The sequence below is a fragment of the Sellimonas catena genome (assembly GCF_027924685.1).
Classification (GTDB): domain Bacteria; phylum Bacillota; class Clostridia; order Lachnospirales; family Lachnospiraceae; genus Sellimonas; species Sellimonas catena.
The window spans coordinates 20,630-35,023 of the sequence record NZ_BSBO01000041.1 but is presented as its reverse complement, the minus strand read 5'-3'; the positions used below and the strand labels follow the sequence as shown (position 1 = coordinate 35,023).

Sequence of the window (14,394 nt, the reverse complement as noted above, 5' to 3'; positions counted from 1 at the left end):
CATAAAGATTACCTTCTTTTCTAGGATAGCTCTATTATACAGCAAGAGAAGCATTTCGGCTTGTATTTACTACAAAATATATGAACTTTTCAAGGTGCTATAGACAGGCTTTTGACCCCAATATCATAATAATTGAGGGTAACAGAAGAAAAATGTTATCTTTATTTATAATGAAATAAAAAATATTTCACAGAGTAAAAAACTCTGTGAATTTTTTTCTAAAAATTTCCTATAAAAAAACTCCTTCCATGAGCGGCTCATATTTTCTGCCTCTCATGAAAGGAGTTCTTTTTATTCCACACTCTTCAGTGATTCCACCATATCGATCTTCTTCAGTTTATAATACATTACCCAGTTGACAAACAGGGAAAATGCTGTGGTGAACAGTGCACTGTAGAGGTAACTCTGCCACTTAACCACTCTTCCGAACATGACCGCGTCTACCTCCACAGTCGTGATGACAAAACGGTGGAGCAATGCCCCAAGTACGATACCGACTACAATACTGAATATCGTCAGCATAATATTCTCCCGGTAAACGTAGGAGCTGACTTCCGTATCATAAAATCCAAGCACTTTCAGGGTTGCAAGCTCCCGCCTCCGTTCTGTAATATTGATGTTATTCAGATTATACAGTACTACAAAGGCAAGCAGTCCTGCTGAAACAATCAGTACCACAATAACCAGATCCAGGCTCTGTAACATGGTATTTAACTGATCCTCAATACTGTTCGTATAAGTAACGTTCATCACACCGTCATACTTTAACAACTCTTCTCCTGCCTGTGACAGTTCTTGTGCCGATGCGTCTTTCAGATCGAAAAGAATGCTGTTATACTCCGGTTCTTCTCCATACAATTCCTGATAAAGTTCCGGCGACATATAGACGTAATGCTGCATATAGTTTTCACAGACATCTGTGATAGTCACTTCTTTTTCTTCCCCGTCTGCACCGAGGTAAATGGTATCTCCACTGGAAACATCCAGTGTATTGGCCATTTTTTCTGTCAGAATGACGCCGTCATCCTGGATATGATAGACCTCTCCTGTCGCCCGACTGCGGAAGTTCATAAAGTCTTCGATTTTATCTTTATCTTCCGGCACACACAGGTAAACATCTTCTGTACTTCCATCGACGGATAAGGATATCGGCTCTCTTGTCATCTCCATCTCAATGTATCTGTCCATCTTATCCATTCCATCCATGGCATTCTTGATCTGCTGAATCTGATCCTCTGTCACACTGCTGCTCAGATAAATCATGCCATCATAGACCTGAATCTCCTGATACTGGATAGTTCCAATGCACATGATGGAATCCCGGATACCGAATCCGACTACCATCAACGCCATACAGCCGCCGATTCCGGCGATGGTCATGAAAAACCGCTTCTTATAACGGAAGAGATTCCGGATTGCGGATTTCCATGTAAAGTTCAAATGTTTCCAGATCAGGGTGACTCTTTCCAGAAGAATCCGCTTTCCTTCTTTTGGTGAAGGTGGTCTCATCAGTTCGGCCGGCTGTGCCGCCAGTTCTTTATAACATGCATAGAACGTAGCAAGCAGAGTACATGCCAGCGCCGCTCCCGTCGCCATCAATGCGTAATCCCATTGGTACGGTGTCACAATGTGCGGAAGGTGGGTGTACATGATCTGATACGAATAAATGATAACAAACGGAAAGAGTTTTTCTCCGATCAGTACTCCGAATATACTGCCGCCCATCGTCGCAAGAAATGCGTACATCATGTATTTTCCTGCAATGGCTCCTTTTCCGTAACCAAGCGCTTTTAATGTACCGATCTGGGTTCGTTCTTCCTCCACCATCCTTGTCATGGTTGTCAGACTGATCAGGGCCGCCACAAGGAAGAAGAGTTCCGGGAACACTTCTCCGATAGCACGCATCCGGTCTGCGTTTTCGCCGTAGCTTGTGTATTCTGCCAGAACGTCTCTGTCATTGACATACCATTCCTGATCTTCGATCTCATCTACTTCTGCTTTCGCATCATCGATCTTTATCTGAGCATCCGCCAGTTCTTTCTCGGCGTCTGCTTTCTGTGTTTCGTATTCTTTCCGACCGGACTCCAGTTCGGCCCGTCCGTCTGCAAGTTCGGCTTCTGCCTGTGCCAGACTTGCCTCCTGCTCCGTAATCGTATTTTTTGCAGCCGCAATCCGTGATCTTCCGCTTGCAATCTGAGATGCCGTCGAAGAAAGTTCGGACTCGGAAGCACGGATCTTTGCTTCGGCAGCGGCAATCTGCTCATCTCCTGACGCAAACCTGCCCTCTGTCGCCTGCTTTGCACTTGCAAGTGCCGCTTTTCCTTCTTCCAGCGCCTTTACGCCGGCTTCCCACTGAGCCTTCCGTGTAGACAGCTCCTCTCTTGCTGCGGCAGCCTGTTCCAGAAAGACTGCTTCCTGTTCCGAAAGGGTCTGATCCGCCTGTTCCAGCTCACTCTGTGACGCCGCAAGATCTGTCCGCTGTGTCTCGATCTCCTGCAGCGCTTCCTGCGCTTGAGCTTTCTGTGTCTCCAGCTCAGCTCTTGCATCCGCAAGGGCACTGTTTCCGCTTTCCCACTGGCCTTTCAGTTCCGAAAGCTTTGCCTTCATCTCTTCTGTAACAGAGTCCGGATCCGATGCTATCGTCGCTTCCAGTTCGTTGATCTGTGCCTGCAGTGCATCCAGCTCCTGCTGTTTCTGACTGATCTCCTGCTCCGCCTGAGCAAGTCCGGAGTTGATTCCCTCTTCCTGCTGATTCAATGCCTCAAGTCCGGCTGCAAGCTCTGCTTTTTTCTGATCCAGCTCTTCCCTTGCCGAAGTCAGCTCCGCTTCCTGCGAGGCAAGTTTCTGCTCGGCCGCATCGATCTGCTGTTTGGCCGAATCCAGCTGGCTCTGGGAATTTGCAATCTCTTCCTCCTGCTTTGCGAACTCTGCCTGAGCCTGACTTTTTCCGGATGCAAGAGCTTCCTTCTGACCTGCCAGTGCAGTTTTTCCGGACTGTAACTCAGCCGCTCCGCTCTGATACTGAGCCTCGGCATTCTGCAGGGTCTTCTCCTGACTGCTGATCTCTGCCTTTCCGGATTCCAGAGCTGCCTTGCCATCGTCAATCTGCTTCTGTCCGTCCGTAATCTGCTGCTCGGCATCCTGTAATTCCTGTTCTGCCTTTGCGAGCTCCTCATCTGCTTCTTTTTTCGCATCATCCAGCTCACTCTGGGAATCCGCGATTTCCTGAAGTGCCTCCGCTTTGATCTCCTCCGTCCTGCGGACGCACTCCACATCAGCAATATCTTCCACCCGCTTTTTGACTTTCGCGATCAGATCATCGTACCCGTCTGTGTAGCAGGTTTCGGCTTCTGCTCCGTCTACAAGAAGATAAATTTCCGTATATACATCCAGTGCGAAAGCCTCCGGTGCCACCACCGCAAAGGCGGAGACTTCACCGTTTCCGATCAGGGAGCTTCCTCTTTCAATGGAGATGTATTCCGGGCTGCTGCCTGCTCCCACGATCGTAAGATCTTCCTTTTTCAGACTGTCTGTCAGCGGATCTTCCGTGCCGGAAGAGAGTTCAATCGTATCCCCGATCTCATAGCCGTTCGCCTCCATAAAGTCTTCATCAAGAACACACTCGGAATCCCCTTTTGGCATTCTTCCTTCGGATACTGTCGTCTGATTGACCGTGTCATAGGAAGATGCAATATGTAAGACTTTTTCATTTTCATCTACTTTACAGAGCGCATCAACGCTGTATCCGCCCTCCGCCGACCGGATACCTTCTACTTCGGACAGCGCCTTCACATCGTCATCCGTAAGCCCCAGGCTCCCCTGTACTTTCAGATCCATAAGGTTTGTCTCATCGTAATATCTGTCTCCGGAAACCCGCATATCCGGTTCCGAGGCACGGATTCCGGAAAAGAACGAAACTCCCAGAGCGACAATCAGAAAGATCGAAAGGAAACGGCCCGGACTTTTTCTGATCGACATCCAGAACTCTTTTCTTAATGCCGTCTTTTTCATATTATCACCGCCATTACCACTCAATCGTCTCCACAGGAACCGGATGTTCGTTCCTGATCATCTTTGATACTTTTCCATTTTTAATATGAATGACCCTGTCCGCCATCGGCGCAATGGCCGAGTTGTGCGTAATCAGGATCACAGTCACACCCTTCTCCCGGCAGGTATCCTGCAAAAGTTTTAAAATTGCTTTCCCTGTATTATAGTCAAGCGCTCCCGTCGGCTCATCGCAGAGCAGAATCTTCGGATTCTTCGCCAGCGCTCTTGCAATGGAGACTCGCTGCTGCTCACCCCCTGAAAGCTGCGCCGGGAAATTCTTCATGCGGTCGCCCAGTCCGACTTCCCGCAGCACTTCCGCAGCGTCCAGCGGATCCTTGCAGATCTGAAGCGCAAGTTCTACATTTTCCAGTGCGGTCAGGTTCTGAATGAGGTTGTAAAACTGAAATACAAATCCGATATCATCCCTCCGGTAGCCGGTCAGCCGCCGGGCTTTAAATTTCGTGATGTCCGTCCCGTCAATCCACACTTCCCCGCTGGTGGCCGTATCCATCCCGCCCAGAATGTTGAGAACAGTAGTCTTTCCGGCGCCGCTCGGCCCTACAATTACGGCAAACTCGCCCTTTTCAATCTCGAAATCGATCCCGTCCACGGCGCGGATTTCCACTTCTCCCATTTTATAAATTTTGCGTACATCTTTCAATGTTACAAAGCTTGTCATGTGCTGCCTGTCACCTCTAATCTGACACTTCTAATTTTATCTTGCATCAAATTCTTACTATCTTTATAATAACAGATAAGGGGTTGAAAAAACAGCCCGAAGGAGGAATTTTTATGGGAACATTCAGAATGGAACAGGCTGTGACCGATGTCGCTTTGGACAAGATCGCGGCGCTTGCAAATGAAATCTGGCACGAGCATTTTGTCCCGATCATCGGCCTTGAGCAGGTCAACTACATGGTCGGCAGGTTCCAGTCTTATCCGGCCCTGAAAGACCAGGTGAAAGACGGATATGAATATTATCGGATCTTCTGTGATGATGCGTTTGCAGGCTATGCGGGGATTCATCCGGAGAAAGATGCTCTGTTTCTGAGCAAGCTTTATCTTCACAAGGATTTCCGGGGACAGCATCTTGCCACACAGGCTGTGGATTTCTTAAAGAACTACTGCCGTGAGAAAGGGCTAAAAAAGATCTGGCTGACCTGCAACAAGTACAACAGCCATACACTGGACGTTTATCATCATCTTGGTTTTCACGATGTCCGCTCTGAGGTAACCGACATCGGAAACGGTTTTGTGATGGATGATTATATTCTGGAAATGGAAATTTAATTTGAGAGGAAACTATATTTTGGAGGGATACAAAAACATGGAAAAAGCAAAAGTATATTTTTCAGATCTCCGGGCTCTTCCTGGAACAAATCTTCCGGGCAAGCTGAAAAAACTGATCAGAAAAGCCGGCATCGGGGAGATTGATTTTGAGAAGAAAATGACAGCCATCAAGATCCACTTTGGCGAGCCGGGCAATCTTTCCTACCTTCGCCCGAACTGGGCAAAAGCTGTTGCTGATGTCGTAAAGGAGCTTGGCGGACGTCCATTTCTGACAGACTGCAACACCTTATACGTAGGACGCAGAAAAGATGCTCTGGAGCATATCGAAAGTGCCTACGAAAATGGATTTACCCCGTTTTCTACCGGATGTCAGGTCATCATCGCCGACGGACTGAAAGGTACGGACGAGACCTATGTACCTGTGGAGGGCGGTGAGCTTGTGAAAGATGCGAAGATCGGAACTGCCATTATGGATGCGGACGTCTTCATTTCTCTGAATCATTTCAAGGGACATGAGGCAACCGGATTTGGCGGTGCCCTCAAAAATATCGGAATGGGATGCGGTTCCCGTGCCGGAAAGATGGAGATGCACAACAGCGGGAAACCTTCTGTCGATCAGGAACGCTGTGTAGGCTGCCGGACCTGTGCAAAGAACTGTGCCCACGGAGCGATTTCTTTTGATGAAAACCGTCGTGCCTCCATTGACCACAGCAGATGTGTCGGATGCGGCCGTTGCCTCGGATCCTGCAATTTTGATGCCATCTACAACGAGAATTCTTCCGCGGTGAAGGAACTTGATATGAAAATCGCCGAGTATTCCAAGGCGGTTCTGGATGGGCGCCCGAATTTCCATATCAATCTGGTGATCGACATTTCCCCGTACTGCGACTGCCACGGTGAAAACGATGTGCCGATCCTTCCGGATATCGGAATGTTCGCAAGCTTCGACCCGGTTGCGCTGGATCAGGCCTGCGTGGACGCATGCAATGCACAGAATCCGCTTCCTGGAAGTCTTCTTGATGACCGGATGCATGAGGATGGCTTCTGTGACCACCACGATCATTTCGTCAACACAACCCCGGAAGCCGGATGGGAAGATTGTCTCTCCCACGCTGAGAAAATCGGCCTCGGCACCAGATCCTATGAATTGATCACAGTAAAATAAAATAACTTCAGAAAGCAAATCAGAGGCCCGGAGTTTTTCCGGACCTCTGTTTCATTTCTACTTTCTATTCTACGCTGCCAGTGCTGGCTTCTCTGTTACTCTTCGCCTGTTTTCTCTGTTTCTCCGACTTCTACCAGGGATTTCACCAGACCTGCCACTCCCTGGATTTCGGACGGAATGATGATCTTCGTCGCTCTGCCGTCCGCCGCCTTTTCAAATGCTTCCAGACTCTTTAAGGTCAGGACTGCCTCATCGACGCCGGCTTCCTTCAGGAAACGGAGACCGTCCGCGTTTGCCTTCTGGACTTTCAGGATCGCTTCCGCTTCACCTTCTGCCTCTTTGATCATCTTCTCTTTTTCTGCCTCTGCATGAAGGATAGCCGCCTGCTTATCCGCCTCCGCGTTTAAGATTGCGGACTCCTTATTTCCTTCTGCCACAAGAATCGTAGATTTCTTCTCACCCTCTGCACGAAGGATGGCCTCTCTTCTTTCACGTTCCGCTTTCATCTGCTTTTCCATCGCATCCCGGATCGCTGCCGGAGGAATGATATTTTTCAGTTCCACACGGTTCACCTTGATCCCCCACGGGTCTGTAGCGAGGTCAAGTTCTGAGCGCATTTTCGTGTTGATTGTCTCTCTGGATGTCAGTGTCTGGTCCAGCTCCAGATCTCCGATGATATTTCGAAGCGTCGTAGCAGTCAGATTTTCAATCGCCATGATCGGATTTGCCACTCCGTAGCAGAACAGCTTCGGATCCGTGATCTGATAAAAGACAACCGTATCAATCTGCATGGTAACGTTATCTTTCGTGATTACCGCCTGCGGCTCAAAATCAACCACCTGTTCTTTTAAATCAATCCGTCTTGCCACACGCTCAATGATCGGAATCTTAAAATGAATTCCAACGCCCCAGGTCGCCTGATATGCGCCGAGACGCTCGACCACAAGTGCCTGTGCCTGATGTACGATCTTAATGCAGGAGATCAGAATCAGCACAATCAGAATCAGTAAAATAATCCCAAGAATACTCATAATCGTGGATGCATTCATCATATTACTTTTCCTCCTTTTCCCTCACAATCAGCTTCACGCCCTCGATCTTCTCGACAACCGCATACTTTCCAGCTTCAATTGTCCCGTCATCTTCCACGCTTCTTGCAGTCCACTCCTGTCCGTCATAGACCGCTGCCCCCGTCTGGTCTGTGTTGCTGATACGCTGTGTCACTTTGACTGTTTTCCCAATCAGACTTTCGTAGTTGGTCTTTTCCCGGTTTCTGTTGACATACCTGAGGGCCCACGGCCTTGTAAAAATCAGCAGGACGATGGAAACGGCCAGAAATATGCCGGTCTGCCATCCGATCCCGGCACCTGTCAAAGACAGGAGAAATGCCGCCGCCGATCCCGCCGCAAACCAGATTGTCGTCAGTCCCACGGTAATCAGTTCGATCACCAGAAGAATCACAACAAGCAAAAGCCAGATAATCCTCATTGTTTCCGGTGTCAGAGCGTCCACATGTCACACCTCCTTACGTCAGATATCCTTCCGGATCCGGAAAGACAGAGATGGTTCTTTTTCAAAACTTTCTCCTCTTTTTCTGATTTTTTTAAACTGTTTCGATTTATTATCAGTTTACTAGAGTTCCTGCTGTTTTGCAACCAGAAACAGATCATTCTCCTCTTTTTCCCAGTTTTCTGTAGACAGTCACATACATGGTGGCGAAACATGCCACACCTCCGATCAGATTGGAAACCGGCTCTGCAAGGAATACACCGTTTACACCAAGCCCTCCGATCATCGGGAGGCAGATGGTAAGCGGAATGACAATAATCGCCTTTCTGAGCAGGGAAAAGAACACCGCCTGCTTCGATTTTCCAAGCGCCACAAAGGTAGACTGGCCGGTAAACTGAAGCGCCATCAGAAAGATTCCGAAAAAATATATCCGAAACGCGCCCACTCCTGCTTCAAGCAGCTCCGGTTCACTGTTGAACAGATGAATAAAAAACTGCGGTACGGCAAACAGAACCGCCCAGACCGCGCAGGTAAATACGATACAGCTCGTACCCATAAAACGGATGGCTTTCTTTACTCTTTCGTATTCCCCCGCTCCATAGTTGAATCCGATCACCGGCTGTGCGCCGTTGGTCAGGCCGTTCACCGGCATGGTAATAATTTCCCGGACAGAATTGATTACCGTCATGACTCCGACGTACAGATCCCCTCCATACCGGGAGAGCATGGCATTGCAGACGATCTGTACCGAACCGTTCGTCACCGACATGACAAACCCGGAAAGTCCAAGTCCTGTAATTTCCCGGATCAGTTTCCCCTCCAGTCTCATATCTTTTTTATTCAGCCGGAAAAGAACATGATTCCCTCTCAGAAACCAGAACACGTAGGCTGCCGACACTCCCTGGGAAATTACGGTCGCCGCCGCCGCTCCGTATACGCCCATATGAAATCCGAAAATAAAAACCGGATCCAGCACGATATTCAGGACTGCACCGATCAAAACAGTGAGCATTCCCATCTTTCCAAAGCCCTGGGCGTTGATAAAGTTGTTCATACCAAGACTGATCATCACAAACAGTGTCCCTGTCAGATAAACGGAAAGATACGCCTGTGCATACGGATAGGTCTGGTCGCTTGCACCGAAAAGGTAAAGCATCGGTCTCATGGTAAGATAGCAGAACGCCATCAGGATCACGCCTGTCATCAAAAGCAGCGTAAAGGAATTCCCCATAATTTTCTCAGCCCGTTTTACGTCTCCCGCTCCTCTTGCAATCGAACAAAGCGGAGCACCTCCCATGCCGAACAGATTGGAAAATGCTGTAATCATCGTAATAACCGGAAGCGCAAGCCCGATCCCGGTCAGCGCCTCTGTCGACGCGTCCGGAAGATGTCCGATATAAATCCTGTCTACCACACTGTAAAGCACGTTGACAAGCTGGGCTACTGTCATAGGGACAGCCAGACTCCATATATTCTTTGCCACGCTTCCTTTACTGAAATCATTTTTTGTATCCAAATTTCATCGCCTCTTTTACTCGTTTCTGCACAACTGCTTCATCTGGTCACACACTTCGCCGTTATGCGCTTCGTCGGTCATTGTGATAATAACATCCCCGGTCTGAATCTTTGTTTTTCCTTTCGGGATCAGTTCTTTCTCACCCCGCCGGATCGATACAAGCAGGCACGCTTTTGGCCAGCTGACCTCTTTTACCATGCATCCGGCAACAGGAGAACCTTCTGCAACCGCATAATAATCCAGTACCTTTTCTCCTCCTTCTTCCGGCATCTGCCCGTTTTGCCCTTTCAGAAGTCCTGCAAGAAGACTTTCATAAATCGGCTCTGACTTTAACATCATGGCCGTAATATAGGCGATGACCGTGACAACAGACAGGGAAAGCATCTGGCTCAACGATCCTGTCAGCTCAAAAATCAGAATGATTCCGGTCATCGGGGCGCGTACCACCGCCGTAAAAAATCCCGCCATTGCAAGCAGAATGAAATTGTTGATATATTCTGCCGGAACGCCGAACATTTCATTGCATACTGTCCCGAAAACGCATCCTGCAAACGCGCCGAGCACCAGCATCGGGAAAAAGATCCCGCCCGGGACCCCGGAGCCGAAACTGACTGCTGAAAATAAAAACCTTAAAACGAACAACACAATCAACGTCTGCAGCACCATTCTCTCATGCGTCATCGTATCGATCAGGCTGTGTCCGTTTCCCAGAATCTCCGGTACCGTAAATCCGAGAATCCCGGCAACCAGGAACGGGAACACCGCTTTCCCGACCGGTCCCAGAAACGCAGCCTTCTTATAGAGGCTCTGGACTTTCAAAGTAAACCAGTTATAAAACACACCGAAGACTCCTAAGACCAGTCCCATGACAATGAGCAGTCCGTAATATCTCTGAGGCAGATTCCCTGCAATGTCAAACTGAAACACCGGATCCATCCCCAGAACATGAGATGTCATATAGTCGGCAACAACCGCCGAGGTCATGGCAGAAATAAACACCGGCGCCGTGAAATTTTTATGAATCTCTTCCATGGTAAACATGACGCCTGCAAGAGGAGCCTGAAACGCCGCTGCCATTCCCGCACTGGCGCCGCAGGTCAAAAGGAATTTTTCCTCCGTCTTTCCACGTTTTAAAACACGGGAGATCCCTTTTCCCGCCATGGCTCCAAGCTGAATGGACGGGCCTTCCCGGCCAAGGGCAAGCCCGCCGAACAGTCCCAGAAAGCCGCCCAGAAATTTCGCCGGAAGAATCCGGTACCACCGCTGTTCCAGTTTTCCTTCCATCTCACCTTTTAACTGCGGGATACCGCTGCCCGAAATCATCGGCTCCCACCGGACCAGAAGCCCGGTCACAACCGCCATCAGAAGAAGCGCTCCGATCCAGAGCGCCGACCGGAGCGGATCTCCTTTGCACATCTCCAGAATCTGACGCATCCATGTCCCCGCATAGTTCAGGCAGATCCGGTACAAAAGCACAATGCCTCCGGCAACGGCTCCCACCAGAATTCCTTCCCCGATCATAATAACCGGGAAATCCGCAGATCTGCGGATCGTGTAGGATATATCTTTCTTTTCTCTCATCATTTCACCCATTTCTTCAGATATGTTCTCTCATAGTTTTCAGTATACCACAAAAACAGGGAAGCCGGTCATTTGATTTCGACCAGCTTCCCCTGAGAATGCTTGCTGTAGTTTATTTTTTGTAATTCATCTTTGTAACATATTTAAATTCCTTCAAGATATTGCTTTACCGCATCCAAAAATTTTTCTGCTTTTTTATACTGCTCTTCTGCATCACTTCTGGAAACCAAAAAGAAATCAGCATAGTCACAGTTATTACGAATCTGAAAAGCACTGCTTATATATTTGGAATACTCTTTATCAAACTTTCCTGTTTTGACATATTCCTTCTGAAAATAGGCTATTACTCCTGCGTGCTTTGAAAAATCCACTTTATCTAATGCTAATATGGCTCTGATAGCGGAAAACATTGCATAATATGATCTTCCAATGGAATCTTTATATTCCCCAGCTTCAAGAAGGACCTGAGCAGAGTGAAGTTTTTCTTTAGCAGTCTGCAAACGATACTCTACGAGTTCTTTTTGATAATCAGGCACTAAGTTTCACTCCTTCCTGAGCTATATTGCGGTAATAAGGCAGTATATCTTTATAAGCCTCAAATTCACTATAAGGAATTACTGTTGGAGAAATAATAACTTCATAATCTAATTCCAAATCTGAGACTATATCCCAAATCTTCTTTAACTGGTCTTGAATCTCCTGTCTTTCTCCTTTTACAATTGCCACAATGTCAATATCCGACTCCGCATTATAGTCTCCTCGCGCATATGAGCCGTATAAATAGATATCACATAAATCCTGATTGTAGATATCACGATAAATTATAACCATTTTCTTCAAAAGTTTTTCGAGATCGTTTTGCGTACACATATGATCTGATCCCCTTTCTGAAATGAACACTCAAGTTTGTATGACCGAAAACCTATATAATTATTATACCTGCATCTTAAAATTTAAACAATTCTTTCTTTGAATTTACAAAACGACTATATAAAAATGCTACAACACCTCTAAATAAGGTATTGTAGCATATTTCTCAAATATCGGAGTGACAGGATTTGAACCTGCAGACTCTACGGTCAACGAACAACGTATTTACGGGCTTTGTAAGGGCTATTTGGGAATCCCCTCAAAAAGCAAGCGACCTATTTGGTCAGAAAGGAGAGCTTGCATATCCGTAAAACAGCATTTGACAGAAAAAGAAGTGTCTATCCTTTCGGATCAAATATCCCTCTTTCTGTTTCTTACCATCAACAAACAGTAGTGACTGGAATCGAACCGTTTTAAATCATCAAGAAAGCTGAAAAGAAAGAGCCTTGAAGACTTCATTAAGTCTTCTGTGTTCAAATGCTTCTCTCTCACAAACTCGACTTTATTTCTATCACAATTATCTTACATTTAACATCTACAGAAATTTTTCGTTAAGTAATTATTATCAATCTTTTTTGGTTTTTGCTTCTTGGTTCGATAAACAGATTATCTCAGATGCAGAATATGTTTCTATTTCAAATAAATCTTTATGCCTTTCAATTAACTTAGGATACTCACCGGATTCCCTATACTGGATAAACATAGGCCATGATTTAATATCATTAGCATCAATCCCATTGCCAATTAAATCATCCAAAATTCTTGTTACCTCATCAAAATCATCCAATAATGCCGGCTTTGCTATTGCTAACCGAGAAGTCATTACAGATATATCTATTTTTTCAACTGCTGTTCGTATAGTATCTATTCCTTCGAGATTTTTACATGAAACGTAATAATTAGCTTTATTAAGCCACAAATCCACCTCGCTTTGTCCCTTTATATTCATGAGTATATTAAAAATGTACTTACTAACCTTCCACTTGTTTTCTGTCATATACCTAAATCCTATACTGAAAAGGAATTCTCTCACTTCTGCATTATCAGAACAAATTTTCATTAACCCTAAAACCGTTTCAAGAATAGCTATCCTAGTACAATCAATTGCATCTAACAAATATTTGTGTGTGGGAGTAAGGTTTGCTCCTATCTCACAAGTGTATTTTTCAGAAACATTATTCAAATAAGAACTATTTGCTCTTCCTTGATTATGCACCACTACATTGCGACGATAATATATTTCTCTGAATTGTTCAAAGTCCTCACCAAAATTAAAATGACATTTATGTTTCTGTTCAAATGTAGAATACCACTCTTTAAGAGGTCGCCTCATAAATTCATCAATTTCACTATCTATAAATGCTTTTTTTATTTCTTCAATATCAGAATTTAAGGAAATGAGCTCTGAGTACGTTATGCTTTTATCCTTCAAGTATGCATCTGGAAAAGCAATTAGTAACTCTTTATAAATTTCAGAAATAATACTTTCAAAACGAATAAGTAACATAATTATCACAGATTCATTTAGGGTTATTGTCTGTTTAATTAAACTACCAGATCTCTTTTCAGCCACAAACGGATCTAATTCATATTTATCAATATATTTTTCAGGTTCTTTCAGTTTATATTGAACATCGTCACTTTCATTTTCATCCTCTATAACAACAAGTTCTTCAGCTATAAACTTTTTCTCACCCTCATTCATACAATGCGGTTCTTTTTCGTTATGTATTCTTCCACATAGATATTTATAAATAGCTAAACCATATTTATATTTATCCATTTCCTCTTTTACGTGCCGACTTGTAGTATTATATTGTTCCTTATAATACTCTTCTAATATATCTATTTCTTCAATTGCTTTATTAAGTATCCTCACTAATTTCATCAGTTCTGTATCCCTATTTCCTTTTATATGAAAATCATACTATTAGGCTTGTTTCTTTGTAAATAACACAGTTTGGCTTATACTCTTATTTTACCCAACACATAGTAATTTCTAAACTTTCACTATTTATAGTATAATTCTATTTTTTAGGTTATGCAATCAAAAAAGATACACAGATTTTTTCTCTTCATACCTTTTTCAACTCCATGACATAACCGTAGTCGTCTGCTATCCTTTTACACAACGAATCAACTCCCAAACCTCACACTCAAAATAATCACATAATTTGCAGATTAAATTTGCGTCCAGTCTTTAAAACTCGTTTCTGCAATATCTGTTGAAATTTGACCTCGGTATATCCAGTTCTTTATAAATAGCATTCCTGCTGACACCTTTTTCCCGTAGCAGTTCTTCTATTCTTAATAAAAAAAGATTATCCTAACACACAACACTAAATTCGAGAATCTGATATGTGCTGACTGATCCCAGTCAAAGCCAATTGGCTTTTCTTTTTATGACAATAAA

At 45.3% G+C, this 14,394-nt stretch carries 11 protein-coding genes; 2 read left to right on the top strand and 9 right to left on the bottom strand.

What is annotated here, in order from left to right:
• Positions 1 to 291 precede the first annotated feature (291 nt).
• Positions 292 to 4,011, bottom strand: a complete 3,720-nt coding sequence (locus Selli1_RS15920; RefSeq protein ID WP_281873880.1) for an FtsX-like permease family protein — start codon at positions 4,009 to 4,011, stop codon at positions 292 to 294.
• 13 nt (positions 4,012 to 4,024) lie between these two features.
• On the bottom strand, positions 4,025 to 4,729 hold the full coding sequence (locus Selli1_RS15915; protein WP_118636799.1) for an ABC transporter ATP-binding protein: 705 nt from the start codon (positions 4,727 to 4,729) through the stop codon (positions 4,025 to 4,027).
• A 113-nt stretch (positions 4,730 to 4,842) separates the two neighbouring features.
• Between Selli1_RS15915 and Selli1_RS15910 the strand changes: the two genes are divergently transcribed.
• Complete coding sequence (locus Selli1_RS15910) at positions 4,843 to 5,340, top strand: GNAT family N-acetyltransferase (protein WP_087167678.1); 498 nt, start codon at positions 4,843 to 4,845, stop codon at positions 5,338 to 5,340.
• Between the two features lie 37 nt (positions 5,341 to 5,377).
• Entirely contained in the window at positions 5,378 to 6,505 is a 1,128-nt protein-coding gene (locus Selli1_RS15905; protein WP_087167738.1) for a DUF362 domain-containing protein, read from the top strand.
• Between the two features lie 95 nt (positions 6,506 to 6,600).
• On the opposite strand, the gene Selli1_RS15900 is transcribed toward Selli1_RS15905, so the two are convergent.
• From Selli1_RS15900 to Selli1_RS15870, 7 genes are all read right to left on the bottom strand, one after another.
• On the bottom strand, positions 6,601 to 7,554 hold the full coding sequence (locus Selli1_RS15900) for an SPFH domain-containing protein (protein WP_191433776.1): 954 nt from the start codon (positions 7,552 to 7,554) through the stop codon (positions 6,601 to 6,603).
• Positions 7,555 to 7,558: 4 nt separating this feature from the next.
• Positions 7,559 to 8,017, bottom strand: coding sequence for an NfeD family protein (locus tag Selli1_RS15895; RefSeq protein WP_330677617.1), 459 nt, complete (start codon positions 8,015 to 8,017; stop codon positions 7,559 to 7,561).
• Between the two features lie 154 nt (positions 8,018 to 8,171).
• Positions 8,172 to 9,530, bottom strand: a complete 1,359-nt coding sequence (locus Selli1_RS15890) for an MATE family efflux transporter (protein WP_242959032.1) — start codon at positions 9,528 to 9,530, stop codon at positions 8,172 to 8,174.
• A 15-nt stretch (positions 9,531 to 9,545) separates the two neighbouring features.
• Positions 9,546 to 11,114 (bottom strand): chloride channel protein, encoded by a 1,569-nt coding sequence (locus Selli1_RS15885; RefSeq protein ID WP_281873879.1) that lies wholly within the window; start codon positions 11,112 to 11,114, stop codon positions 9,546 to 9,548.
• 140 nt (positions 11,115 to 11,254) lie between these two features.
• Complete coding sequence (locus Selli1_RS15880; protein WP_118636801.1) at positions 11,255 to 11,647, bottom strand: HEPN domain-containing protein; 393 nt, start codon at positions 11,645 to 11,647, stop codon at positions 11,255 to 11,257.
• Positions 11,640 to 11,981: a nucleotidyltransferase domain-containing protein gene (locus Selli1_RS15875; protein ID WP_118636802.1), complete on the bottom strand. Its 342-nt coding sequence runs from the start codon at positions 11,979 to 11,981 to the stop codon at positions 11,640 to 11,642. Before Selli1_RS15875 ends, Selli1_RS15880 begins: the two co-directional genes overlap by 8 nt.
• Before the next feature lie 565 nt (positions 11,982 to 12,546).
• On the bottom strand, positions 12,547 to 13,869 hold the full coding sequence (locus Selli1_RS15870; protein WP_281873877.1) for a hypothetical protein: 1,323 nt from the start codon (positions 13,867 to 13,869) through the stop codon (positions 12,547 to 12,549).
• Between the last annotated feature and the right edge of the window lie 525 nt (positions 13,870 to 14,394).

Coding starts and splice junctions, on each gene's coding strand:
- Selli1_RS15920 (WP_281873880.1), bottom strand. CDS start 4,011: ATGAAAAAGACGGCATTAAGAAAAGAGTTCTGGATGTCGATCAGAAAA.
- Selli1_RS15915 (WP_118636799.1), bottom strand. CDS start 4,729: ATGACAAGCTTTGTAACATTGAAAGATGTACGCAAAATTTATAAAATG.
- Selli1_RS15910 (WP_087167678.1), top strand. CDS start 4,843: ATGGGAACATTCAGAATGGAACAGGCTGTGACCGATGTCGCTTTGGAC.
- Selli1_RS15905 (WP_087167738.1), top strand. CDS start 5,378: ATGGAAAAAGCAAAAGTATATTTTTCAGATCTCCGGGCTCTTCCTGGA.
- Selli1_RS15900 (WP_191433776.1), bottom strand. CDS start 7,554: ATGAATGCATCCACGATTATGAGTATTCTTGGGATTATTTTACTGATT.
- Selli1_RS15885 (WP_281873879.1), bottom strand. CDS start 11,114: ATGATGAGAGAAAAGAAAGATATATCCTACACGATCCGCAGATCTGCG.
- Selli1_RS15875 (WP_118636802.1), bottom strand. CDS start 11,981: ATGTGTACGCAAAACGATCTCGAAAAACTTTTGAAGAAAATGGTTATA.
- Selli1_RS15870 (WP_281873877.1), bottom strand. CDS start 13,869: ATGAAATTAGTGAGGATACTTAATAAAGCAATTGAAGAAATAGATATA.